Source organism: Streptomyces sp. NBC_01092, assembly GCF_045039535.1.
Lineage (GTDB): Bacteria > Actinomycetota > Actinomycetes > Streptomycetales > Streptomycetaceae > Streptomyces.
In genome coordinates this window covers 2,111,954-2,135,126 of the sequence record NZ_CP108659.1, presented here as the reverse complement: position 1 = coordinate 2,135,126, position 23,173 = coordinate 2,111,954, and the positions used below count along the sequence as shown (strand labels likewise).

19 protein-coding genes are annotated in these 23,173 nt (G+C 69.7%); 16 read left to right on the top strand and 3 right to left on the bottom strand.

All coding sequences use genetic code 11. The features are described from left to right. Positions 1-362 precede the first annotated feature (362 nt). The gene (relA, locus tag OG254_RS09375; RefSeq protein WP_405579393.1) at positions 363-2,894 is read left to right on the top strand and encodes a GTP pyrophosphokinase; all 2,532 of its coding nucleotides are present in this window, start codon (positions 363-365) and stop codon (positions 2,892-2,894) included. Between the two features lie 100 nt (positions 2,895-2,994). Here the strand turns inward: relA and OG254_RS09370 are convergent, their stop codons facing one another. Beyond that, positions 2,995-4,224 (bottom strand): DUF349 domain-containing protein, encoded by a 1,230-nt coding sequence (locus tag OG254_RS09370; RefSeq protein ID WP_351197000.1) that lies wholly within the window; start codon positions 4,222-4,224, stop codon positions 2,995-2,997. A 135-nt stretch (positions 4,225-4,359) separates the two neighbouring features. Next, complete coding sequence (locus OG254_RS09365) at positions 4,360-5,208, bottom strand: peptidylprolyl isomerase (protein ID WP_405579390.1); 849 nt, start codon at positions 5,206-5,208, stop codon at positions 4,360-4,362. 180 nt (positions 5,209-5,388) lie between these two features. On the opposite strand from OG254_RS09365, the gene OG254_RS09360 reads away from it, so the two are divergent. The 5 genes from OG254_RS09360 to rpsD all read left to right on the top strand — a co-directional run bounded on the left by OG254_RS09360 (position 5,389) and on the right by rpsD (position 10,582). Beyond that, positions 5,389-6,096, top strand: a complete 708-nt coding sequence (locus OG254_RS09360) for an MBL fold metallo-hydrolase (protein ID WP_405579387.1) — start codon at positions 5,389-5,391, stop codon at positions 6,094-6,096. Between the two features lie 10 nt (positions 6,097-6,106). Continuing rightward, positions 6,107-7,369 (top strand): histidine--tRNA ligase, encoded by a 1,263-nt coding sequence (gene hisS, locus OG254_RS09355; RefSeq protein ID WP_405579384.1) that lies wholly within the window; start codon positions 6,107-6,109, stop codon positions 7,367-7,369. Between the two features lie 196 nt (positions 7,370-7,565). After that, positions 7,566-8,222 (top strand): vitamin K epoxide reductase family protein, encoded by a 657-nt coding sequence (locus tag OG254_RS09350; RefSeq protein ID WP_405579381.1) that lies wholly within the window; start codon positions 7,566-7,568, stop codon positions 8,220-8,222. 80 nt (positions 8,223-8,302) lie between these two features. Next, the gene (locus OG254_RS09345; RefSeq protein WP_351196990.1) at positions 8,303-9,658 is read left to right on the top strand and encodes a replication-associated recombination protein A; all 1,356 of its coding nucleotides are present in this window, start codon (positions 8,303-8,305) and stop codon (positions 9,656-9,658) included. A gap of 309 nt (positions 9,659-9,967) precedes the next feature. Next, complete coding sequence (gene rpsD / locus OG254_RS09340; RefSeq protein ID WP_147997166.1) at positions 9,968-10,582, top strand: 30S ribosomal protein S4; 615 nt, start codon at positions 9,968-9,970, stop codon at positions 10,580-10,582. Positions 10,583-10,611: 29 nt separating this feature from the next. On the opposite strand, the gene OG254_RS09335 is transcribed toward rpsD, so the two are convergent. Continuing rightward, positions 10,612-12,768: an ATP-binding protein gene (locus OG254_RS09335; protein ID WP_405579378.1), complete on the bottom strand. Its 2,157-nt coding sequence runs from the start codon at positions 12,766-12,768 to the stop codon at positions 10,612-10,614. Between the two features lie 164 nt (positions 12,769-12,932). On the opposite strand from OG254_RS09335, the gene OG254_RS09330 reads away from it, so the two are divergent. The 10 genes from OG254_RS09330 (at position 12,933) to aroB (ending at position 22,989) form a co-directional block, all read left to right on the top strand. After that, the gene (locus OG254_RS09330; protein ID WP_126898339.1) at positions 12,933-13,370 is read left to right on the top strand and encodes a DUF948 domain-containing protein; all 438 of its coding nucleotides are present in this window, start codon (positions 12,933-12,935) and stop codon (positions 13,368-13,370) included. Positions 13,371-13,386: 16 nt separating this feature from the next. After that, entirely contained in the window at positions 13,387-13,734 is a 348-nt protein-coding gene (locus OG254_RS09325; RefSeq protein WP_405579374.1) for a hypothetical protein, read from the top strand. Further along, positions 13,734-16,406 carry an alanine--tRNA ligase gene (alaS, locus tag OG254_RS09320; protein ID WP_405579372.1) on the top strand — a complete coding sequence of 891 codons (2,673 nt, stop codon included), beginning with the start codon at positions 13,734-13,736 and terminating at the stop codon, positions 16,404-16,406. The genes OG254_RS09325 and alaS overlap by 1 nt, the downstream gene beginning before the upstream one ends. A 35-nt stretch (positions 16,407-16,441) precedes the next feature. Then, entirely contained in the window at positions 16,442-16,906 is a 465-nt protein-coding gene (gene ruvX, locus OG254_RS09315) for a Holliday junction resolvase RuvX (RefSeq protein ID WP_351197175.1), read from the top strand. Between the two features lie 124 nt (positions 16,907-17,030). Next, positions 17,031-18,746, top strand: coding sequence for an endolytic transglycosylase MltG (gene mltG, locus OG254_RS09310; protein ID WP_405579369.1), 1,716 nt, complete (start codon positions 17,031-17,033; stop codon positions 18,744-18,746). Beyond that, positions 18,727-19,566 carry a shikimate dehydrogenase gene (locus OG254_RS09305; protein ID WP_405579366.1) on the top strand — a complete coding sequence of 280 codons (840 nt, stop codon included), beginning with the start codon at positions 18,727-18,729 and terminating at the stop codon, positions 19,564-19,566. The genes mltG and OG254_RS09305 overlap by 20 nt, the downstream gene beginning before the upstream one ends. Positions 19,567-19,618: 52 nt before the next feature. Beyond that, positions 19,619-20,017 (top strand): hypothetical protein, encoded by a 399-nt coding sequence (locus OG254_RS09300; RefSeq protein WP_351196977.1) that lies wholly within the window; start codon positions 19,619-19,621, stop codon positions 20,015-20,017. A 184-nt stretch (positions 20,018-20,201) separates the two neighbouring features. Further along, positions 20,202-21,386 carry a chorismate synthase gene (aroC, locus tag OG254_RS09295; protein WP_351196975.1) on the top strand — a complete coding sequence of 395 codons (1,185 nt, stop codon included), beginning with the start codon at positions 20,202-20,204 and terminating at the stop codon, positions 21,384-21,386. Next, positions 21,383-21,901, top strand: coding sequence for a shikimate kinase (locus OG254_RS09290; protein WP_405579362.1), 519 nt, complete (start codon positions 21,383-21,385; stop codon positions 21,899-21,901). The genes aroC and OG254_RS09290 overlap by 4 nt, the downstream gene beginning before the upstream one ends. Next, entirely contained in the window at positions 21,898-22,989 is a 1,092-nt protein-coding gene (aroB, locus tag OG254_RS09285) for a 3-dehydroquinate synthase (RefSeq protein ID WP_405579359.1), read from the top strand. Before OG254_RS09290 ends, aroB begins: the two co-directional genes overlap by 4 nt. The last annotated feature ends 184 nt before the right edge of the window (positions 22,990-23,173 follow it).

Sequence of the window (23,173 nt, the reverse complement as noted above, 5' to 3'; positions counted from 1 at the left end):
AGCGCGCCCCTACTCCGCCCACGCGCCCCGCACGTCCCGAGCCCACAGCTCACCCGCCGCCTTCGCCTGCCCCCCGCACAGTCACCCCGAGGGCGAACCAGATGGCCCGAAAGTGCCGGTTTACCGTGCGCGCAGGCCGCCCGTTTGTGACGTATCGCAAATCCCCGCGACGGCCACTGGAAACGCTCCCGCCACCCTCAGGACACGGGCCGGACGGCCCGGCGGAATCCGGCGGGAGCCCCTCGTGTTTCTCCGGTAGACGGCCCTCACATCGGCCTGAAGGCGATCCTGAGCCGCAGGATCGCTACCATGGGGTCTCCGGAGCCTGACCGGGGGACCCGGATCGCGCACGAGGAGTCCTCTTGCCAGACGAGGCCCAGCACCTGACCGCCGCCAAGCCCGAGTCCGCCTCGGCGCCCGCGGCGAAGCCCGCGCCCAGCGCGCCGCACGCGAAGAACGACACGCGTGGGCCGGTCGAGCATGCCCAGTCCGCGCCCGTCGACAAGCCGGCCGAGCAGACGCGTCCCAAGCCTGCCCCGGCCGAGCGGCCGGTCAACCCGCCCGCGCGCCCGTCCGCAGGCCAGCCCGCCCGCTCCGGCTCCTCCAACCGCGTCCGTGCCCGCCTCGCCCGCCTCGGCGTCCAGCGCTCCAACCCGTACAACCCGGTCCTTGAGCCGCTGCTGCGCATAGTCCGCAGCAACGACCCGAAGATCGAGACCGCCACTCTGCGTCAGATCGAGAAGGCCTACCAGGTCGCCGAGCGCTGGCACCGAGGCCAGAAGCGCAAGAGCGGCGACCCGTACATCACGCACCCGCTCGCCGTCACCACGATCCTCGCCGAGCTCGGTATGGATCCGGCCACCCTGATGGCGGGCCTGCTGCACGACACCGTCGAGGACACCGAGTACGGCCTCGACCAGCTCCGCCGCGACTTCGGCGACTCCGTCGCCCTGCTCGTCGACGGCGTGACCAAGCTGGACAAGGTCAAGTTCGGTGAGGCCGCGCAGGCCGAGACCGTGCGCAAGATGGTCGTCGCCATGGCCAAGGATCCGCGCGTCCTGGTCATCAAGCTCGCCGACCGCCTGCACAACATGCGCACCATGCGTTACCTCAAGCGCGAGAAGCAGGAGAAGAAGGCGCGCGAGACGCTGGAGATCTACGCGCCGCTCGCTCACCGCCTCGGCATGAACACCATCAAGTGGGAACTGGAGGACCTCGCCTTCGCGATCCTCTACCCCAAGATGTACGACGAGATCGTACGGCTGGTGGCCGAGCGGGCACCGAAGCGTGACGAGTATCTGGCCATAGTGACCGACGAGGTCCAGCAGGACCTGCGCGCCGCCCGCATCAAGGCGACCGTCACGGGCCGGCCGAAGCACTACTACAGCGTCTACCAGAAGATGATCGTCCGCGGCCGAGACTTCGCGGAGATCTACGACCTGGTGGGTATTCGTGTACTTGTCGACACGGTCCGCGACTGCTACGCCGCCCTCGGCACCGTGCACGCGCGATGGAACCCGGTCCCCGGCCGGTTCAAGGACTACATCGCGATGCCCAAGTTCAACATGTACCAGTCGCTGCACACGACGGTCATCGGCCCCAACGGCAAGCCGGTCGAACTCCAGATCCGCACGTTCGACATGCACCGCCGCGCCGAGTACGGCATCGCCGCGCACTGGAAGTACAAGCAGGAGGCCGTCGCCGGCGCCTCCAAGGTGCGCTCGGACGCGCCGAAGAGCACCGGCAAGGACGACCATCTCAACGACATGGCGTGGCTGCGCCAGCTCCTCGACTGGCAGAAGGAGACCGAGGATCCCGGCGAGTTCCTGGAGTCCCTGCGCTTCGACCTCTCGCGCAACGAGGTCTTCGTCTTCACCCCCAAGGGCGACGTCATAGCGCTGCCGGCCGGCGCCACACCCGTGGACTTCTCGTACGCGGTGCACACCGAGGTCGGCCACCGCACCATAGGAGCGCGCGTCAACGGACGCCTCGTGCCGCTGGAATCGACCCTGGACAACGGTGACCTCGTGGAGGTCTTCACGTCCAAGGCACCCGGGGCCGGCCCGTCCCGCGACTGGCTGAACTTCGTGAAGTCGCCGCGTGCCCGCAACAAGATCCGGGCCTGGTTCTCCAAGGAGCGCCGCGACGAGGCGATCGAGCAGGGCAAGGACGCCATCGTCCGCGCGATGCGCAAGCAGAACCTGCCGATCCAGCGCATCCTGACCGGCGACTCCCTCGTCACCCTCGCCCACGAGATGCGCTACGCCGACATCTCGGCGCTGTACGCGGCGATCGGCGAGGGCCATGTCTCCGCACAGAACATCGTGCAGAAGCTGGTCCATGCGCTCGGTGGCGAGGAGGCCGCCACCGAGGAGATCGACGAGTCGGTCCCGCCGACCCGCGGCCGCAGCCGCAAGCGCCGCTCCAGCGCCGACCCGGGCGTCATCGTCAAGGGCGTCGAGGACGTGTGGGTCAAGCTGGCCCGCTGCTGTACGCCGGTCCCCGGCGATCCGATCATGGGCTTCGTCACCCGAGGCAGTGGAGTATCGGTTCACCGCACCGACTGTGTGAACGTGGACTCCCTGTCCCGTGAGCCCGAGCGCATCCTCGAGGTCGAGTGGGCGCCCACTCAGTCCTCGGTCTTCCTGGTCGCCATCCAGGTCGAGGCCCTGGACCGCTCCCGGCTCCTGTCGGACGTCACGCGCGTGCTGTCCGACCAGCACGTCAACATCCTCTCCGCGGCCGTCCAGACCTCCCGCGACCGCGTCGCCACCTCCCGCTTCACCTTCGAGATGGGCGACCCGAAGCACCTCGGGCACGTCCTGAAGGCGGTCAGGGGTGTGGAGGGCGTGTACGACGTCTACCGCGTGACGTCGGCGCGCAGCCGGTCGTAACCGCCGTACCGGAACGAAGGCCCTACCGGAACGAAGAAGGGGCTCCCCGCTGGGAGCCCCTTCTCTCATGTCGACCGATGTCCACCGGTGTCCACCGGCGTCAGCCGCCGAACTCCTGCAGACCCTTCAGCGCCTGGTCCAGCAGGGCCTGGCGGCCCTCCAGCTCACGCTCCAGCTTGTCGGCCTTGGCGTTGTTGCCCTGGGTGCGGGCCTGCTCGATCTGGCCCTTCAGCTTGTCCACCGCGGCCTGGAGCTGGCCGGTCAGACCCTCGGCACGCGCGCGTGCCTCCGGGTTGGTCCGGCGCCACTCGGACTCCTCGGCCTCCTGGAGGGCCCGCTCGACGGCGTGCATCCGGCCCTCGACCTTCGGACGGGCGTCGCGCGGCACATGGCCGATGGCCTCCCAGCGCTCGTTGATCGAGCGGAAGGCGGCACGCGCGCCCTTCAGGTCGCCGATCGGGAGAAGCTTCTCGGCCTCGCCGGCCAGCTCGTCCTTCAGCTTCAGGTTCTCGGCCTGCTCGGCGTCCCGCTCGGCGAAGACCGAGCTGCGGGCCGCGAAGAAGACGTCCTGGGCGCCGCGGAAGCGGTTCCACAGGTCGTCCTCGTGCTCGCGCTGGGCGCGGCCGGCGGCCTTCCACTCCGACATCAGCTCGCGGTAGCGGGCGGCCGTCGGACCCCAGTCGGTCGACCCGGACAGCGACTCGGCCTCGGCGACCAGCCGCTCCTTGGTCTTGCGGGCCTCCTCGCGCTGCGCGTCCAACTGCGCGAAGTGCGCCTTGCGGCGCTTGGAGAACGCCGAGCGGGCATGCGAGAAGCGGTGCCACAGCTCGTCGTCGGACTTGCGGTCCAGCCGCGGCAGGCCCTTCCAGGTGTCCACCAGGGCCCGCAGCCGCTCACCGGCGGCCCGCCACTGGTCGGACTGCGCCAGCTCCTCCGCCTCGACGACCAGCGCCTCCTTGGAGTGGCGCGCCTCGTCGGACTGCTTCGCCCGCTGCTGCTTGCGCTCCTCGCGGCGCTTGCCGACCGTCTCGACCAGCTTGTCCAGGCGGGTCCGCAGGGCCGCCAGATCGCCGACCGCGTGATGGGCGTCGACCTGCTCACGAATGTGGTCGATCGCGGTCTGTGCGTCCTTCGCCGACAGGTCGGTGGTCTTTACTCGCTTCTCGAGGAGGCCGATCTCGACAACCAGGCCCTCGTACTTGCGCTCGAAATAGGCCAGCGCCTCTTCAGGAGTGCCTGCCTGCCAAGAACCGACAACCTGCTCGCCGTCGGCCGTACGCACGTACACGGTCCCCGTCTCGTCGACGCGGCCCCACGGGTCGCTGCTCACAGCGCCTCCTCCACATGATGCCTGCGAGGGGCTTGTGTTCCCCCGGGCATCGTCCACAGTTTCGTCACGGCCAACATAGGCGACCGGCGGGTTGCCTGTCCGCATCCCGCGCGACCGAAATTCCGCAGTTGGCGGTCAGGATTTGCTGACCGTCGCCTTGTTGATCACGACCGTCGCATTGGGCGCGGTGTTCCCGGTCGTGGGGTCGGCGGGCTGGGCTCCGGCGTCCGCGATCTTCTTCAGGACCTTCATTCCGGCCTCGGACACAGTACCGAACGGTGTGTAGTCGGCCGGCAGCTGACTGTCCTGGTAGACGAGGAAGAACTGGCTGCCGCCGGTGTTGCGCCCTTCCTTGGTCTGTCCGTTGTACTGGTTGGCCATCGCGACCGTGCCCGCCGGGTACACGCCGCCCTTGAGGCTGGTGTCCTTGAGGTTCTCGTCCGGGATCGTGTACCCCGGACCGCCCATCCCGGTGCCCTGCGGGTCGCCGCACTGAAGCACGTAGATGCCGCTGTCGGTGAGCCGGTGGCACTTGGAGTGGTCGAAGTACCCCTTGCCGGCCAGGAAAGCGAACGAGTTCACCGTGTGCGGCGCGGCCGACGCCTTGAGGTCGATGTCTATGTCACCGCACGTCGTCGCGAGCTTCATCGCGTACTTCGCCGACTTGTCGACCGTCAGCTCCGGCTCCTTCTTCCAGGTCGCCGTCTTGACCTTGCCCGCGGCGGGCTTGTCGCAAGGGTCCGGGGCCTTGCTGGGGGTCGCGCTCGGCGTGACCTCCGCGCCCGCGTTCTCCTTGCTGTCGTCGTCGCCCTTGAGGACGCCCGTCGTGTACAGCGCGAGGCTGCCGATGACGACCACTCCGAGGACCGACGCGATCACCGAGTTGCGCATGCGCGCCTTGCGTCGGGCCGACGTGCGCCGCTGCTGCTGCCGCAAGAACTTCTCCCGGGCGAGCTGACGTCGCCGCTGTTCCTGGCTGACCACCGGGTTCTCTCCTCATGCGTCGTATGTGTCGACCGGTACGCGTGTGTTGATCGAGTCGACCGCCTGCGTGTGCCCCGTACCGTATATGGGTTCGCTGAGGAATCGGCAGCGCCGGTAGGCTCTGACGACAGGCGGAGTCCGCCGACAAACCACTCGTGTCGACACAAACGAAGGACGATCGTGCTCATTGCCGGGTTCCCCGCCGGAGCTTGGGGGACGAACTGTTATCTCGTCGCCCCCGCCGCCGGTGAGGAGTGCGTGATCATCGACCCGGGCCACGAGGCGGCCCCTGGAGTCGAGGAAGCACTGAAGAAGCATCGGCTCAAGCCCGTCGCCGTCGTCCTCACCCACGGCCACCTCGACCACGTGGCCTCGGTCGTCCCCGTGTGCGGTGCGCACGACGTGCCGGCCTGGATCCACCCCGAGGACCGGTACATGATGAGCGACCCCGAGAAAGCGCTCGGCCGCTCCATCGGCATGCAGCTCATGGGCGAGCTGACCATCGGGGAGCCGGACGACGTCAAGGAGCTGACCGACGGCGCGAAGCTGGAGCTGGCGGGCATGGAGCTCACCGTCGCGCACGCACCCGGCCATACCAAGGGGTCGGTGACCTTCGGCCTGCCCGAGGCGGCGGACATCCCGCCGATCCTGTTCTCGGGCGACCTGCTGTTCGCCGGCTCCATCGGACGCACCGACCTGCCCGGCGGTGACATGGCCGAGATCCTCGACTCGCTGGCCCGCGTGTGCCTGCCGCTCGACGACTCGACCGTAGTGCTGTCCGGCCACGGCCCCCAGACGACCATCGGCCAGGAGCGCGCCACCAACCCCTATCTGCGGCAGGTGGCCGCCGGCCTGGGAGCCCAGGAAGCTCCCCGACGAGGAATGTGACGAACTTTCCGTGAGCACCTTCAAGGCCCCCAAGGGCACGTACGACCTGATCCCGCCGGAGAGCGCCAAGTACCTGGCCGTCCGCGAGGCGATCGCCGCCCCGCTGCGCAACTCCGGCTACGGCTACATCGAGACGCCCGGCTTCGAGAGCGTCGAGCTGTTCGCGCGCGGTGTCGGCGAGTCCACCGATATCGTGACCAAGGAGATGTACGCCTTCGAGACCAAGGGCGGCGACCAGCTCGCCCTGCGCCCCGAGGGCACGGCCTCGGTCCTGCGCGCGGCCCTCGAGGCCAACCTGCACAAGGCGGGCAACCTCCCGGTCAAGCTCTGGTACTCCGGCTCGTACTACCGCTACGAGCGCCCGCAGAAGGGCCGCTACAGGCACTTCTCGCAGGTCGGCGCCGAGGCGATCGGCGCCGAGGACCCGGCGCTGGACGCCGAGTTGATCATCCTGGCCGACCAGGCCTACCGCTCGCTCGGCCTCAGCAAGTTCCGGATCCTGCTCAACAGCCTGGGCGACAAGGAGTGCCGCCCGGTCTACCGAGCGGCCCTGCAGGACTTCCTGCGCGGCCTGGACCTGGACGAGGACACCCGTCGCCGCATCGACATCAACCCGCTGCGCGTCCTCGACGACAAGCGCGAGTCGGTCCAGCAGCAGCTGACCGGCGCCCCGCTCCTGCGCGACTACCTGTGCGACGCCTGCAAGGCGTACCACGAGGAGGTCCGTGAGCTGATCACGGCGGCCGGCGTCTCCTACGAGGACGACCCCAAGCTGGTGCGCGGCCTGGACTACTACACGCGCACGACGTTCGAGTTCGTCCACGACGGTCTGGGCTCCCAGTCCGCGGTGGGCGGCGGCGGCCGCTACGACGGGCTGTCCGAGATGATCGGCGGCCCCGCGCTGCCGTCCGTCGGCTGGGCGCTCGGCGTCGACCGCACCGTGCTCGCGCTGGAGGCGGAGGGCGTGGAGCTTGAACTCCCGTCGTCCACCAGCGTGTTCGCGGTGCCGCTCGGCGAGGAGGCCCGCCGGGTGCTGTTCGCCAAGGTCACCGAGCTGCGCAAGCTCGGCGTCGCGGCGGACTTCTCCTACGGGGCCAAGGGCCTCAAGGGCGCCATGAAGAACGCCAACCGCAGCGGTGCCCGCTACACGATCGTCGCCGGCGAGCGCGACCTCGCCGAGGGCGTCGTCCAGCTCAAGGACATGGAGTCCGGCGAGCAGTCGGCCGTCGGCGTCAACGAGATCGTGGCGGAGCTGGAAGCCCGATTGGGCTGATTCCGTACACAGTCCGTACACAGGGCGGGGACCGGACGGTCCCCGCCCTGTCCGTTCCGTCCCTGACTTGAACTGAGCGCCTTTACCGGATTGCGCGTATTTCCTTATACGCAGCGAACGGTGGGCACGCGTGCGTGTACGGCACAATGTGCCGTGTCCGGAGAAACTCCAAGTCTCAAGTGACGGAATCGGCGTGATGAGCAAGACGACAGTCAAAGACGTCTCCACCGAGCCCGAGTCGGAGCCGGCGGAGGCGGCACCGCGGGCGGTGGGCGGCAGCCGTGCCCTCGCCCTGATGCTGGTGATCACCGGCGCGGCCGGGCTGCTTGCCGCGTGGGTCATCACGATCGACAAGTTCAAGCTGCTCGAAGCCAAGGTCGAGGGCAAGACGTTCACCCCGGGTTGCAGCCTGAACCCGGTCGTCTCCTGCGGCAGCGTCATGGAGAGCAAGCAGGCTGCCGCCTTCGGGTTCCCCAACCCGATGCTCGGCCTCGTCGCCTACGGCATCGTCATCTGCGTCGGCATGAGCCTGCTCGGCCGCGCCCGCTTCCCGCGCTGGTACTGGCTCACCTTCAACGCCGGCACCCTCTTCGGCGTGGTCTTCTGCGCCTGGCTGATGTTCCAGTCGCTGTACCGGATCAACGCGCTGTGCCTGTGGTGCTCGCTGGCCTGGGTCGCGACGATCATCATGTTCTGGTACGTGACCTCGTTCAACGTCCGTAACGGCTTCCTGCCCGCGCCGAACTGGCTCAAGAGCTTCTTCGGCGAGTTCACCTGGGTCTTGCCCGTGCTGCACATCGGCATCATCGGCATGCTGGTCCTGACCCGCTGGTGGGACTTCTGGACCAGCTGACCGCGCAATTCCGGCCGAGTCGAGCCCCGGACCCCCGGGGCCCGGCGGGATTGTCAGTGCGGTGATTTAGGGTTCTGAACGTGGAGCCCGACCTGTTCACCGCCGCCGCCGAAGAACGCCAGGAGAAGGACCCAGCCGGCAGTCCCCTGGCCGTGCGCATGCGCCCGCGCACCCTGGACGAGGTGGTGGGCCAGCAGCACCTGCTCAAGCCCGGCTCACCCCTGCGCCGACTGGTCGGCGAGGGGGCCAAGGGCCCCGCGGGCCCGTCGTCCGTGATCCTCTGGGGCCCGCCCGGCACCGGCAAGACCACCCTGGCCTACGTCGTCTCCAAGGCCACCAACAAGCGCTTCGTCGAGCTCTCCGCGATCACCGCCGGCGTCAAGGAGGTCCGCGCGGTCATCGACGGCGCCCGCCGCGCCACCGGTGGCTACGGCAAGGAGACCGTCCTCTTCCTCGACGAGATCCACCGCTTCAGCAAGGCCCAGCAGGACTCCCTCCTCCCGGCCGTCGAGAACCGCTGGGTGACCCTGATCGCGGCGACCACCGAGAATCCGTACTTCTCGATCATCTCCCCGCTGCTGTCCCGCTCCCTCCTGCTCACCCTCGAACCCCTCACCGACGACGACATCCGAAGCCTGCTGAAGCGCGCGCTGAGCGACGAGCGCGGCCTGAAGGACGCCGTCGGCCTCCCCGAGGACACCGAGGCACACCTGCTGCGGATCGCCGGCGGCGACGCCCGCCGGGCGCTGACGGCGCTGGAGGCCGCAGCAGGGGCCGCCCTGGACCAGGACGAGAGCGAGATCAGCCTCCAGACGCTGGAGCAGACCGTCGACCGCGCCGCGGTGAAGTACGACCGCGACGGCGACCAGCACTACGACGTCGCCAGCGCCCTCATCAAGTCCATCCGCGGTTCGGACGTGGACGCCGCCCTGCACTACCTGGCCCGGATGATCGAGGCCGGCGAGGACCCCCGCTTCATCGCCCGCCGCCTGATGATCTCCGCCAGCGAGGACATCGGCCTCGCCGACCCGAACGCCCTGCCGATCGCGGTCGCCGCCGCCCAGGCCGTCGCCATGATCGGCTTCCCCGAGGCCGCCCTCACCCTCAGCCACGCCACCATCGCCCTCGCGCTGGCACCCAAGTCCAACTCCGCGACCACCGCGATCGGCGCCGCCCTGGAGGACGTACGCAAGGGACTGGCGGGCTCCGTTCCACCGCACCTGCGCGACGGGCACTACAAGGGCGCCGCCAAGCTCGGGCACGCGCAGGGGTACGTGTATCCCCACGACCGGGCCGAGGGCATCGCCGAGCAGCAGTACGCCCCGGACGCCCTCAAGGACCGCGAGTACTACAGCCCGACCCGGCACGGCGCCGAGGCCCGCTACGCGGACGCCGTGGAGTGGACCAGAAAGCACCTCGGTCGCAAGCGGTCCTGAGCACCCTGTAAACTCGATCGGAGTGCTGCGTCCCGTGCAGTCAGAACGGGACAGTCAGCCGGAGCCCCGGTCCTCCTCGGAAAGACCGGCTCCAGGAGCGTCGCGCACCGTCGATCGGTGTCGCGGGCAGCCCACCACCACTCGTCGCAGGACGGGACCGGTCGGTGGGCCACTCGCGTGCTGCACGTATGTGCCCAGACCAGGGGAGCGGCTGCCCACCACGTCCGCAAGGACGAGGAGGGTTTCCCCGGCTGCGGATGCGACCTCTCTCAACACCCTGACAAGCCGAACACTAGGAAATGAGAAGCAGTGGCGAACCAGTCCCGCCCCAAGGTCAAGAAGTCGCGTGCCCTCGGCATCGCGCTGACCCCGAAGGCCGTCAAGTACTTCGAGGCCCGTCCCTACCCGCCGGGTGAGCACGGCCGTGGCCGCAAGCAGAACTCGGACTACAAGGTCCGTCTGCTGGAGAAGCAGCGTCTGCGTGCACAGTACGACGTGTCCGAGCGTCAGCTCGTCCGCGCCTACGAGCGTGCCTCCAAGGTTCAGGGCAAGACCGGTGAGGCCCTGATCATCGAGCTCGAGCGTCGTCTCGACGCCCTGGTCCTGCGTTCGGGCATCGCCCGCACCATCTACCAGGCCCGTCAGATGGTCGTGCACGGCCACATCGAGGTCAACGGCCAGAAGGTCGACAAGCCGTCCTTCCGCGTCAAGCCCGACGACGTCGTGATGGTCCGCGAGCGCAGCCGTGAGAAGACCCTCTTCTCGATCTCCCGCGAGGGCGGCTTCGCCCCCGACGGTGAGACCCCGCGCTACCTCCAGGTGAACCTCAAGGCCCTGGCGTTCCGCCTGGACCGTGAGCCGAACCGCAAGGAGATCCCGGTGATCTGCGACGAGCAGCTCGTCGTCGAGTACTACGCCCGTTGATCCTTCAGCGGTCGTAGGACTTCTGCGCCTCAGCCCGTCGTCTCCCCGCCCTTGCGGGTGGGGGAGGCGGCGGGCTTTCGCCTGCTCGGGGTGGCCTTGGCCGGCCGCACCGACCCCCGCGCCGACGGCACGGCCTGCGCGGGCCGCTGCCCCAGCGCCCGACGCACCGCCTCCTCCCGGCCGAGCGCCGCTCCCTCCCGTAAGCACTCGTCGTACCGCCCGTCGCCGAGCCGTTCCCGCGCCGCCCGCTCGCACAGCTCGTGCGGTGCGTTGAAGCAGGCCGAACCGAACAGCGGCAGCCCGACCAACGGCCACATCCCGGCCGCCGCGCCCTGGAGCACCGCAGCCTCCGCTACCTCGCCCTGCGCCCCCGTGACCAGGGCCAGCAGCTCCACGGCCAGCACCGAGCCGAGCAGGTCGCGGAAGGAGTGCGCGTTGCCGAGGCACTCGGTCAGCAGTGCGCGGGCGCCGGGCAGGTCGCCGTCGGCCCAGGCGGCGTACGCCAGGACGTACAGCGCGTAGGAGCGCGCCCAGCGCTCGCCGTGGTCCTCGCACACCCGGCGGACGTCCTCGCACAACCGCACCGCGTCCGGCAGATCGCCCTGGAACGCCCGCGTCATCGCCAGCTCGACCTGCCCCATCAGCACATTGCTGTTGAGCTCGCCGATCTCCTGATAGCGGGCCAGCGCCGAGCTCAGCAGCGTCTCGGCGCGCTCCATGTCGTCCGAGAGCAGCGCCAGACAGCCCGTGCGGTGCTCGGCGTACGCCACCGCCGTGGGGTCGCCGGCGTGTTCCGCCTCCTCCCGGCACTCCACCAGCGCCCCGAGCGCGGGCACCGAGTCGCCCTGCAGGATCGCCACATAGCCGAGCACCCACAGGGCCTTCAGACGCGAGCGCTCATGACCGCCGTCCAGCGCCACCGCCTGCTCCAGCCAGTGCCGCCCCTCCGACAGCCGGCCGCAGCCGACCCAGTAGAACCACAGGGAGCCCGCGAGGTAGTGGCCCAGATGCGCCTCGCCCGGCTCGCTCAGGCAGTACTCCAGGGCGCCGCGCAGATTCGGCAGCTCCGCCTCCACGCGCGCGGCCACCTCGTTCTGCCGCGGCGAGAACCACTCCAGCTCGCACCAGGTCGTCAGGCCCAGATACCAGTCGCGGTGGCGCCGCCGCAGCCGGGCCGCGTCACCGGTCGCCTCCAGCCAGTCGGCGCCGTAGGCCCGGATCGTGTCCAGCATGCGGTAGCGCACACCGGCCTCGGTCTCCTCACGCGCGACCACGGACTGCGCCAGCAGCTCCGAGAGCACCTCGAACACGTCGTCGGAGTGCAGCCCCTGGCCGCCGCACACGTACTCGACCGCCTCCAGGTCGAACCGGCCCGCGAACACCGACAGCCGCGCCCACAGCAACCGCTCCTCGGGCGTGCACAGTTCATGGCTCCAGCCGACGGCCGTACGCAGCGTCCGATGGCGCGCCGGCCCGTCCTGCCCGCCGCCGGTCAGCAGCCGGAACCGGTCGTCGAGCCGCTGCAGCAGCTGCCTCGGCGACAGCATCCGCAGCCGCCCCGCGGCCAGCTCGATCGCGAGCGGAATCCCGTCCAGGCGACGGCACAGCTCCTGTACGTCCGTGTCGTCCCGCACGATCACCCCGTGCTGCGCCGCCCGCTGCACGAACAGCTCCACGGCGTCGTCCCCGCCCAGCGGCTCCAGCGCGAGCAGCCGCTCGCCCGCGATGCCCAGCGGTCTGCGCCCGACCGCGAGCACCCGCAGGCCGGGCACCCGGCGCAGCAGGTCCGTCATCAGCCCCGCGCAGGCGTCCACCAGATGCTCGAATCCGTCCAGGACCAGCAGGAGTTCGCGCTCGCCCAGATGGGCCAGCAGCGTCTCGTGAGGGAGGCGGGTCGTGTGGTCCGTCAGCCCCAGCGCCTCCACGACCGCGTGGTCGACGAACTCCGGATCGAGTACCGGCGCCAACTCCACGTGCCACACACCGTCGCGCGCCGCGTATCGCGAGGCCGCGCGGGCCGCCAGCCGCGACTTGCCGACGCCGCCGGCCCCGGTGACCGTCACCAGCCGCGCGGCGTCGAGGGCCTGGCCCAGCTCGGTCAGTTCGGCCGTACGGCCCACGAACGTGCTGAGTTCCAGAGGCAGATGGCCGGAGTCGGGGGAGTGGGGGCGCCGTTGATCCCGCATGGTTCACGGAGCGTACTGAAGCGTGTTCGGTCCGTACAATCGGTTCTCGCGACCCGGCCCCCGCGCGGGCGTTAATCCGGTGCGGAGCGGCGCCCCCGGCGCGATAGGCTCGGTGCACGACTTTTTCGATGTAGACCGATGTAGAGGCACGTTTCAGGGAGCGGGTGCACACAGTGTCCGGTGGAGAGGTTGCCGGGATCCTGGTGGCCGTCTTCTGGGCGATTCTGGTCTCCTTCCTCGCCGTCGCGCTGGCGAGGCTGGCCCAGACGCTCAAGGCGACCACCAAGCTCGTCGCGGATGTGACCGACCAGGCCGTCCCGCTCCTGGCAGACGCCTCCTCGGCGGTGCGCTCCGCACAGACCCAGATCGACCGGGTCGACGCGATCGCCTCGGACGTCCAGGAGGTCACGTCGAACGCCTCCGCGCTGTCGACCACCGTGGCCTCCACCTTCGGCGGCCCCCTGGTCAAGGTCGCGGCCTTCGGCTACGGCGTGCGCCGGGCCCTCGGCGGCCGCAAACAGGAGGACGTGCCCGCGAAGTCGCCCCGGCGTACGGTGATCGTGGGCCGGACGGTCCCTGCCGCACGACGCAAGCGGAAGTAAGGACTGAGACCGAGCGATGTTCCGCCGTACGTTCTGGTTCACCACGGGTGTCGCCGCAGGTGTGTGGGCCACCACCAAGGTCAATCGCAAGCTCAAGCAGCTGACCCCGGAGAGCCTCGCCGCCACCGCGGCGAACAAGGCCCTGGAGACCGGCCATCGGCTGAAGGACCGCGCGGTGGGCTTCGCCCTCGACGTCCGCCACAACATGGCCCAGCGGGAGGCCGAGCTGGAGGACGCGCTCGGCATCCAGGAGAGTCCCGAACTCCCCGCGCCCCGGCGGCTCGCCGCCCTCGAGAACAACCGCAGCAACCCGAAGTACGTCGACGACCCGACGTACTCGTACAACCGGAATGAGGACCACTGATGGAGTCGGCCGAGATTCGCCGCCGCTGGCTGAGCTTCTTCGAGGAGCGCGGGCACACCGTCGTCCCTTCGGCGTCGCTCATCGCGGACGACCCGACTCTGCTCCTCGTCCCGGCCGGCATGGTGCCCTTCAAGCCCTACTTCCTGGGTGAGGTCAAGCCGCCGTTCGACCGTGCCACCAGTGTCCAGAAGTGCGTGCGCACGCCGGACATCGAAGAGGTCGGCAAGACCACCCGGCACGGCACGTTCTTCCAGATGTGCGGCAACTTCTCCTTCGGCGACTACTTCAAGGAAGGCGCCATCAAGTACGCCTGGGAGCTGCTCACCAGCCCCCAGGACAAGGGTGGTTACGGCCTGGAGCCCGAGAAGCTCTGGATCACCGTCTACAAGGACGACGACGAGGCCGAGCGCATCTGGCACGACGTCGTCGGCGTGCCGAAGGAGCGCATCCAGCGCCTCGGCATGAAGGACAACTACTGGTCCATGGGCGTCCCCGGACCCTGCGGCCCCTGCTCCGAGATCAACTACGACCGCGGCCCCGAGTTCGGCGTCGAGGGCGGCCCCGCCGTCAACGACGAGCGGTATGTCGAGATCTGGAACCTCGTCTTCATGCAGTACGAGCGCGGCGAGGGCATCGGCAAGGACAACTTCGAGATCCTCGGCGACCTCCCGAGCCAGAACATCGACACGGGCCTCGGCCTGGAGCGACTCGCCATGATTCTGCAGGGCGTGCAGAACATGTACGAGATCGACACCTCCATGGCCGTCATCAAGAAGGCCACCGAGCTGACCGGCGTCGAGTACGGCGAAGCCCACGGCTCGGACGTCTCCCTGCGCGTGGTCACCGACCACATGCGTACGTCCGTGATGCTCATCGGCGACGGCGTCACCCCGGGCAACGAGGGCCGCGGCTATGTCCTGCGCCGCATCATGCGCCGCGCCATCCGCAACATGCGCCTGCTCGGCGCCACCGGCCCGGTCGTCCTCGAACTGATCGACACCGTGATCGGGATGATGGGCCAGCAGTACCCGGAGCTGGTCACCGACCGCGAGCGCATCGAGAAGGTCGCCGTCGCCGAGGAGAACGCCTTCCTCAAGACGCTGAAGGCCGGCACCAACATCCTCGACACGGCCGTCACCGACACCAAGGCCTCCGGCTCCGCGGTGCTGCCCGGCGACAAGGCCTTCCTGCTCCACGACACCTGGGGCTTCCCGATCGACCTCACCCTGGAGATGGCCGCCGAGCAGGGGCTGTCCGTGGACGAGGACGGCTTCCGCCGCCTGATGAAGGAGCAGCGGGAGCGCGCCAAGGCCGACGCCCAGGCCAAGAAGACCGGCCACGCCGGCACGGGCGCCTACCGGGAGATCGCCGACAGGACCGGCGAGACCGACTTCATCGGCTACGGCGACACCGAGGGCGAGTCCACGATCGTCGGCATCCTCGTCGACGGTGCCTCGTCCCCGGCCGCCACCGAGGGCGACGAGGTCGAGATCGTCCTCGACCGCACCCCGTTCTACGCCGAGGGCGGCGGCCAGATCGGCGACACCGGCCGGATCAAGGTCGACACCGGTGCCGTCATCGAGATCCGCGACTGCCAGAAGCCGGTCCCGGGCGTCTACGTCCACAAGGGTGTCGTCCAGGTCGGCGAGGTCACCGTCGGCGCCAAGGCCCACGCCTCCATCGACGCCCGCCGCCGCACGGCCATCGCCCGCGCCCACTCGGCCACCCACCTCACCCACCAGGCCCTGCGCGACGCCCTCGGCCCGACGGCCGCCCAGGCCGGTTCCGAGAACCAGCCGGGCCGCTTCCGCTTCGACTTCGGCTCGCCGTCCGCCGTGCCGACGGCCGTGATGACCGACGTCGAGCAGAAGATCAACGAGGTGCTCGCCCGCGACCTCGACGTGCACGCCGAGGTCATGGGCATCGACGACGCCAAGAAGCAGGGCGCCATCGCCGAGTTCGGCGAGAAGTACGGCGAGCGGGTCCGCGTCGTGACCATCGGCGACTTCTCCAAGGAGCTGTGCGGTGGCACCCACGTGCACAACACCTCCCAGCTCGGCCTGGTGAAGCTGCTCGGCGAGTCCTCCATCGGCTCCGGTGTGCGCCGCATCGAGGCCCTGGTCGGAGTGGACGCCTACAACTTCCTCGCCCGCGAGCACACGGTCGTCGCCCAGCTCCAGGAGCTGATCAAGGGCCGTCCGGAGGAACTGCCGGAGAAGGTCTCCGCCATGCTCGGCAAGCTGAAGGACGCCGAGAAGGAGATCGAGAAGTTCCGCGCCGAGAAGGTGCTCCAGGCAGCCGCCGGTCTCGCCGAGTCCGCCAGGGACGTGCACGGCATCGCCGTCGTCACCGGCCAGGTCCCGGACGGAACAACGCCGGACGACCTGCGCAAGCTGGTCCTCGACGTGCGCGGCCGCATCCAGGGCGGACGCGCCGCCGTGGTCGCCCTGTTCACCGTCAACAACGGCAAGCCGCTGACGGTCATCGCCACCAACGACGGCGCCCGTGAGCGCGGTCTCAAGGCCGGTGACCTGGTCCGTACGGCCGCCAAGACCCTCGGCGGCGGCGGTGGCGGCAAGCCGGACGTCGCCCAGGGCGGCGGCCAGAACCCGGCCGCCATCGGCGAGGCCGTCGACGCCGTCGAGCGGCTCGTGGCGGAAACCGCCAAGTGAGCGAAGACACACACGCAAGTGGCGACGGCCGGGGCATGCGCCGCGGCCGTCGTCTGGCGATCGACGTCGGGGACGCCCGTATCGGCGTCGCCTCGTGCGATCCCGACGGGATCCTCGCTACACCGGTGGAGACGGTCCCCGGCCGGGACATCCCGGCAGCTCACCGTCGCCTCAAGCAGCTCGTCGAGGAGTACGAGCCGATCGAGGTCGTCGTAGGCCTGCCCCGCTCCTTGAAGGGGGGCGAGGGCCCGGCTGCGGTCAAGGTCAGGGGCTTCGCCCAGGAGCTGGCACGCATGATCGCGCCCGTACCGGTCAGGCTCGTGGACGAGCGCATGACCACCGTGACGGCCAGTCAGGGACTGCGCGCCTCGGGGGTGAAGTCCAAGAAGGGGCGGGCCGTGATCGATCAGGCAGCCGCTGTGATCATCCTGCAGCAGGCGCTCGAATCCGAACGGGTGTCAGGTAAAGCTCCGGGCGAGAGCGTCGAAGTGGTTATCTGATCGCGATACGGTAACGTTCCGCGCGATGCGCCGGTGTTCGAACAGCTGGCGCACAAAGAGAGGCGGGACGGGAGCCGGATCTTCAGCAGCCGCGTGACCGCCGCCTCGCGGCTCTAGGGGATCGATGACTGAGTATGGCCGGGGCCCAGGCTCCGAACCGTGGCATCCCGAGGACCCGTTGTACGGGGACGGCGGATGGGAAGGGCAGCAGGCCCACACCGGCCAGCAGGCTGCCTACGGCGGCCAGCCGCAGCACTATCCGCAGCAGCCGCAGCAGCAGAACTACGGCGACTGGGGCAACGGCCGGCAGGACGCATACGGTCACCCGCAGCAGTACCAGCAGCAGGGTCAGCAGAGTCAGCAGGGTCAGTATCCGCAGCAGGGTCAGCAGTACCCGCAGCAGTACGACCAGCAGCACTACCCGGGTCACGGACAGCAGGCGTACGACAACAACGGCTGGGCCACCGGCAACCACCAGCACGTCCAGTACCCCGATCCCGGGGACCCCTATGGGCAGCAGGCCGCGACGTACGGCGGTGGACAGTCCGACTACTACGGCACGCCCGACGCCTACCCGCCGCCGCAGCCGCCGAGCCGCCGGCAGGCCGAGCCCGAGCCGCCCGAGACCGACTGGGACCCGGGCCCTGACCAGGGCGAACACGCCTTCTTCGCCGGTGGCGACGATGACGACGTCGACGACGACGAGTCAGGGGACGGGAGCGGACGAGGCAAGGGGCGGGGCCGGGGCGGCAAGCCCAAGAAGCGCCGCAGCGGGCTCGCCTGTCTGGTGGTCGTGGTCATCTTCGGCGGAACCGTCGCCGGAGTCGGATATTTCGGGTACCAGTTTTACCAGGATCGTTTCGGCGCGGCGCCCGACTACGCCGGAGGCGGCACGGGCGAGACCGTCACCGTCGAGATCCCGAAGGGCGCGCTCGGCAACGAGATCGGCCAGGCGCTCAAGCAGGCCGGTGTCGTCAAGAGCGTCGACGCGTTCGTCGCCGCCCAGTCACAGAACCCCGACGGGAAGTCGATCCAGGCCGGCGCCTATCTGCTGCACAAGGAGATGTCCGCGGAGAGCGCCGTCGAGATGATGCTCGACCCGAAGAGCCAGAACAACGTCCTGGTCCGGCCGGGCGAGCGTAATAAGGCCGTCTACAAGGCGATCGACGAACAGCTCGATTTGTCGTCCGGCGCCACCGAGAAGATCGCCGAGAAGAATTTCAAGAGCCTCGGACTGCCGAGCTGGGCGAACGACGACAGCGATATCAAGGATCCGCTGGAGGGCTTCCTCTACCCGGGCACCTATCCCGCCGCCAAGGGCATGAAGCCGGAGTCGGTCCTGAAGGCGATGGTGACCCAGGCCGCGAACAAGTACAAGGCGCTCGACCTGGAGGCCAAGGCCAAGGCGCTCAAGCTGGACAGCCCGCTGCAGGTCATCACGGTCGCCAGCCTCGTCCAGGCCGAGGGCAAGACCGCCGACGACTACCGCAAGATGGCGGAAGTGGTCTACAACCGGCTCGATCGCGCGAACCCCGAGACCTACGGCATGTTGCAGTTCGACTCGACCTTCAATTACCTGAAGGGCGAGAGCAACATCAATATCAGCGAGTCCGAGATCAACAAGAACCAGGACCCGTACAACACGTACACCCAGAAGGGTCTGCCGCCCGGCCCGATCGGGAACCCGGGCGACGGCGCGATCACCGGAACGCTGAATCCGACCGACCAGGGCTGGTATTACTTCGTCGCGGTCGACGGCGTGAGCAAGACCGAATTCGCCAAGACACACGACGATTTCCAGAAGCTCAAGGACAAGTTCAATGAGAGCACGGGCAACTGACGCCCGCCGGGCCGCCGTACTCGGCAAGCCCATCGCCCACTCCCTCTCGCCGGTGCTGCACCGCGCCGCCTACGAGGAACTGGGGCTCACCGACTGGTCGTACGACCGGTTCGAGATCGACGAGGCCGCGCTGCCCGGGTTCGTCGCCGAACTCGGTCCGGAGTGGGCGGGGTTGTCGCTGACCATGCCGCTCAAGCGGGCGGTCATCCCGCTGCTCGACGAGATCAGCGAGACGGCGGCCTCGGTGGAGGCGGTCAACACGGTGGTCCTCGCTCAGGACGGCCGTCGCCTCGGCGACAACACCGACATCCCCGGCATGATCGCCGCCCTGCGTGAACGCGGCATCGAACAGGTCGACTCGGCCGCGATCCTCGGCGCCGGCGCCACGGCGTCCTCCGCGCTGGCCGCGCTCGCCCGCATCTGCACCGGCGAGGTCGTGGCGTACGTACGCAGCGAGGCACGCGCCGCCGAGATGCGGCAGTGGGGCGAGCGGCTCGACGTGGAGGTCCGTACGGCCGACTGGGCGGAAGCGGAGCGGGCGCTGCACGCGCCGCTGGTCATCGCGACCACCCCCGCCGGTACCACGGACGCGCTCGCCTCCGCCGTACCGGAGCGCCCCGCCACCCTGTTCGACGTGCTGTACGACCCCTGGCCGACCGCCCTCGCGGCCCGCTGGTCCATGTTCGGCGGAGCCGTGGTCAGCGGACTCGACCTGCTGGTGCATCAGGCGGTGCTGCAGGTGGAGCAGATGACCGGCCGTGCCCCCGCCCCAGTGGAAGCCATGCGAAAAGCGGGAGAGCGGGCTCTCGCGAACCGCTAAGATCCGCTGAGTTCCGCCGGGGGGCGGAGAGGATCTAGGGGGAGTACAAGCAGTGTCCACTGGTGTGCCGCTGGCGTCCGGCAAGAGCGAAATATTCGAGGTTGTCCTGCAGTTCATGCCGGACTGGGTGCAGATCCCTGTGCTCGTCCTGATCGTGCTGCTCGTCGTCGGGTCGTGGGTCTTCAAGCTGAAGCGCAAGATCGACCGGCGGCGCGCGCGGCGCCAGGGACAGACCGTCCAGGTGGCGGTGCAGCAGGGGCAGGGGAGCGGCGCGGACCACCTGGGCCCGTACGCCCCGCAGCAGCAGGCCCAGCAGCCGAGCGGCGCCGACTTCCTCGGCCCCTACGCCCCTCAGCAGGCGCAGACCGCGCAGCCGAACCCGCAGGGCAGCGGCGCCGACTACCTCGGTGCGTACGCCCCGCAGCAGCCCCAGGGCAACAGCCCCGCGTGATCCCCGCCGGCGCCCGGCACCGTTCATTTTCCGTCCGCCTGGTGGACCGGCGGCCGGGGACCGGTGCCGGACGTGGGAGGATCGAAGGTGGCGGGCCGGGGCCGCGCACCTGGTCGCGCCGTCGACGTACGCGAGGACGCGCGTACGCAGGGCAGTACCAGGGCGCGAGCACTGAGGAGCACCGTTGAGCAGGTTGCGCTGGCTGACCGCGGGGGAGTCCCACGGTCCCGCACTCGTGGCGACGCTGGAGGGCCTTCCCGCCGGCGTGCCGATCACCACGGAGATGGTGGCGGACCACCTGGCCCGGCGCCGGCTCGGCTATGGACGCGGTGCGCGCATGAAGTTCGAGCGCGACGAGGTCACCTTCATCGGCGGCGTCCGGCACGGCCTCACCCTCGGTTCCCCGGTCGCGATCATGGTGGGCAACACCGAGTGGCCCAAGTGGGAGCAGGTCATGGCGGCCGACCCGGTCGACCCGGAGATCCTCGCCGGCCTCGCCCGCAACGCGCCGCTGACCCGCCCGCGCCCCGGCCACGCCGACCTCGCGGGCATGCAGAAGTACGGCTTCGACGAGGCCCGGCCGATCCTGGAGCGGGCCTCCGCCCGTGAGACGGCGGCGCGTGTCGCGCTGGGCGCGGTGGCCCGGTCGTACATCAAGGAGACGGCCGGCATCGAGATCGTCAGCCATGTCGTCGAGCTGTGCTCCGTGAAGGCCCCGCAGGGTGTGTACCCGACGCCGGCCGACGTCGAGAAGCTGGACGCCGACCCGCTGCGCTGCCTCGACGCGGACACCTCGAAGGCGATGGTCGCGGAGGTCGACCAGGCCCACAAGGACGGCGACACCCTCGGCGGTGTGGTCGAGGTGCTCGCCTACGGCGTCCCCGTGGGCCTCGGCTCGCACGTGCACTGGGACCGCAAGCTGGACGCCCGCCTCGCCGGTGCCCTCATGGGCATCCAGGCGATCAAGGGCGTCGAACTGGGCGACGGCTTCGAGCTGGCGCGGGTGCCGGGTTCCAAGGCGCACGACGAGATCGTGAACACGCCGGAGGGCATCCGGCGCGTGTCCGGGCGCTCCGGCGGCACCGAGGGCGGCCTCACCACCGGTGAGCTGCTGCGGGTCCGCGCCGCGATGAAGCCGATCGCGACCGTGCCCAAGGCGCTCCAGACGGTCGACGTGACGACCGGTGAGGCGACGCAGGCCCACCACCAGCGCTCCGACGTCTCCGCGGTCCCGGCCGCCGGCATCGTCGCCGAGGCCATGGTGGCGCTCGTCCTCGCGGACGCGGTGGCGGAGAAGTTCGGCGGCGACAGCGTCGTCGAGACCCGCCGGAACGTGCAGTCGTACCTCGACAACCTGGCCATCCGATGAGCGCAGTGCCTGTGGTGGTGCTGGTCGGACCGATGGGCGTGGGCAAGTCCACGGTCGGGCAGCTGCTGGCCGAGCGGCTCGGCGTCGGCTACCGGGACACCGACGACGACATCGTGGCCGAGCAGGGCCGGACGATCGCGGAGATCTTCGTCGACGAGGGCGAGCCGGCCTTCCGGGCGATCGAGAAGCAGGCCGTGCACCGGGCGCTCGCCGAGCACGACGGCGTCCTGGCGCTGGGTGGCGGCTCGATCCTGGACGAGGACACGCGCGCGCTGCTGCTCGGGCAGCAGGTCGTCTACCTGTCGATGGACGTCGAGGAGGCGGTCAAGCGCACCGGCCTGAACGCCGCCCGCCCGCTGCTCGCGGTCAATCCGCGCAAGCAGTGGCGGGACCTGATGGAGGCCCGCCGCCATCTGTACGAGGGGATCGCCACGGCTGTCGTGGCCACCGACGGCAGGACACCCGAAGAGGTGACTCAAGCCGCCCTGGACGCACTGGAGTTGAAGGACGCATGACTGAGGCAGTGACGCGGATCCAGGTCGGCGGTACCGCGGGCAGCGAACCGTACGAGGTCCTGGTGGGCCGTCAGCTCCTGGGCGAGCTGGGCGGGTTGATCGGCGGCAAGGCCCAGCGGATCGCCGTGATCCACCCGGAGGCGCTGGCCGAGACCGGCGAGGCGCTGCGGGCCGATCTGGCCGAGCAGGGCTACGAGGCGGTCGCCATCCAGGTGCCGAACGCCGAGGAGGCCAAGACCGCCGAGGTGGCCGCCTACTGCTGGAAGGCGCTGGGCCAGTCCGGGTTCACCCGCTCCGACCTGATCGTCGGTGTCGGCGGCGGCTCGACCACCGACCTGGCCGGCTTCGTGGCCGCCAGCTGGCTGCGCGGGGTGCGCTGGATCGCGGTCCCGACCACCGTGCTGGCCATGGTGGACGCGGCGGTGGGCGGCAAGACCGGCATCAACACCGCCGAGGGCAAGAACCTGGTGGGTGCCTTCCACCCGCCGGCCGGCGTGCTGTGCGACCTGGCCGCGCTGGACTCGCTCCCGGTCAACGACTACGTCTCCGGACTCGCGGAGATCATCAAGGCCGGCTTCATCGCCGACCCGGCGATCCTGGAGCTGATCGAGGCCGACCCCGAGGCCGCGCGCACCCCGGCCGGCCCGCACACCGCGGAGCTGATCGAGCGCTCGATCCGGGTCAAGGCCGAGGTCGTCTCGTCCGACCTGAAGGAGTCGGGTCTGCGGGAGATCCTCAACTACGGCCACACACTCGGCCACGCGATCGAGAAGAACGAGCGCTACAAGTGGCGGCACGGAGCGGCGGTGGCCGTCGGTATGCACTTCGCCGCCGAACTCGGCCGTCTCGCCGGTCGGTTGGACGACGCCACGGCGGACCGGCACCGCACCATCCTGGAGTCGGTGGGCCTGCCGCTGCAGTACCGCTACGACCAGTGGCCCAAGCTGCTCGAGACGATGAAGGTCGACAAGAAGTCCCGCGGCAATCTGCTGCGCTTCATCGTCCTGGACGGCCTGGCCAAGCCCACTGTGCTGGAGGGGCCGGACCCGGCCGTGCTGCTCGCCGCGTACGGCGAAGTCGGCCAGTAAGTCCTCCGATTCACCGTTCCGTCCGATTCACCTGTGGCGATGGGCACTTCAGACCGCCCCCGGCCGTTCACCAAACGGCGGCCGGGGGCGGTACCGTTCGGTGGGGGTGCCCCCACGCCTTTCGGGCAGTGGGGGAGAGCGGGTCGTGCCCGCTGCCAGCGGCAATGGCCATGGAAGACGAGAC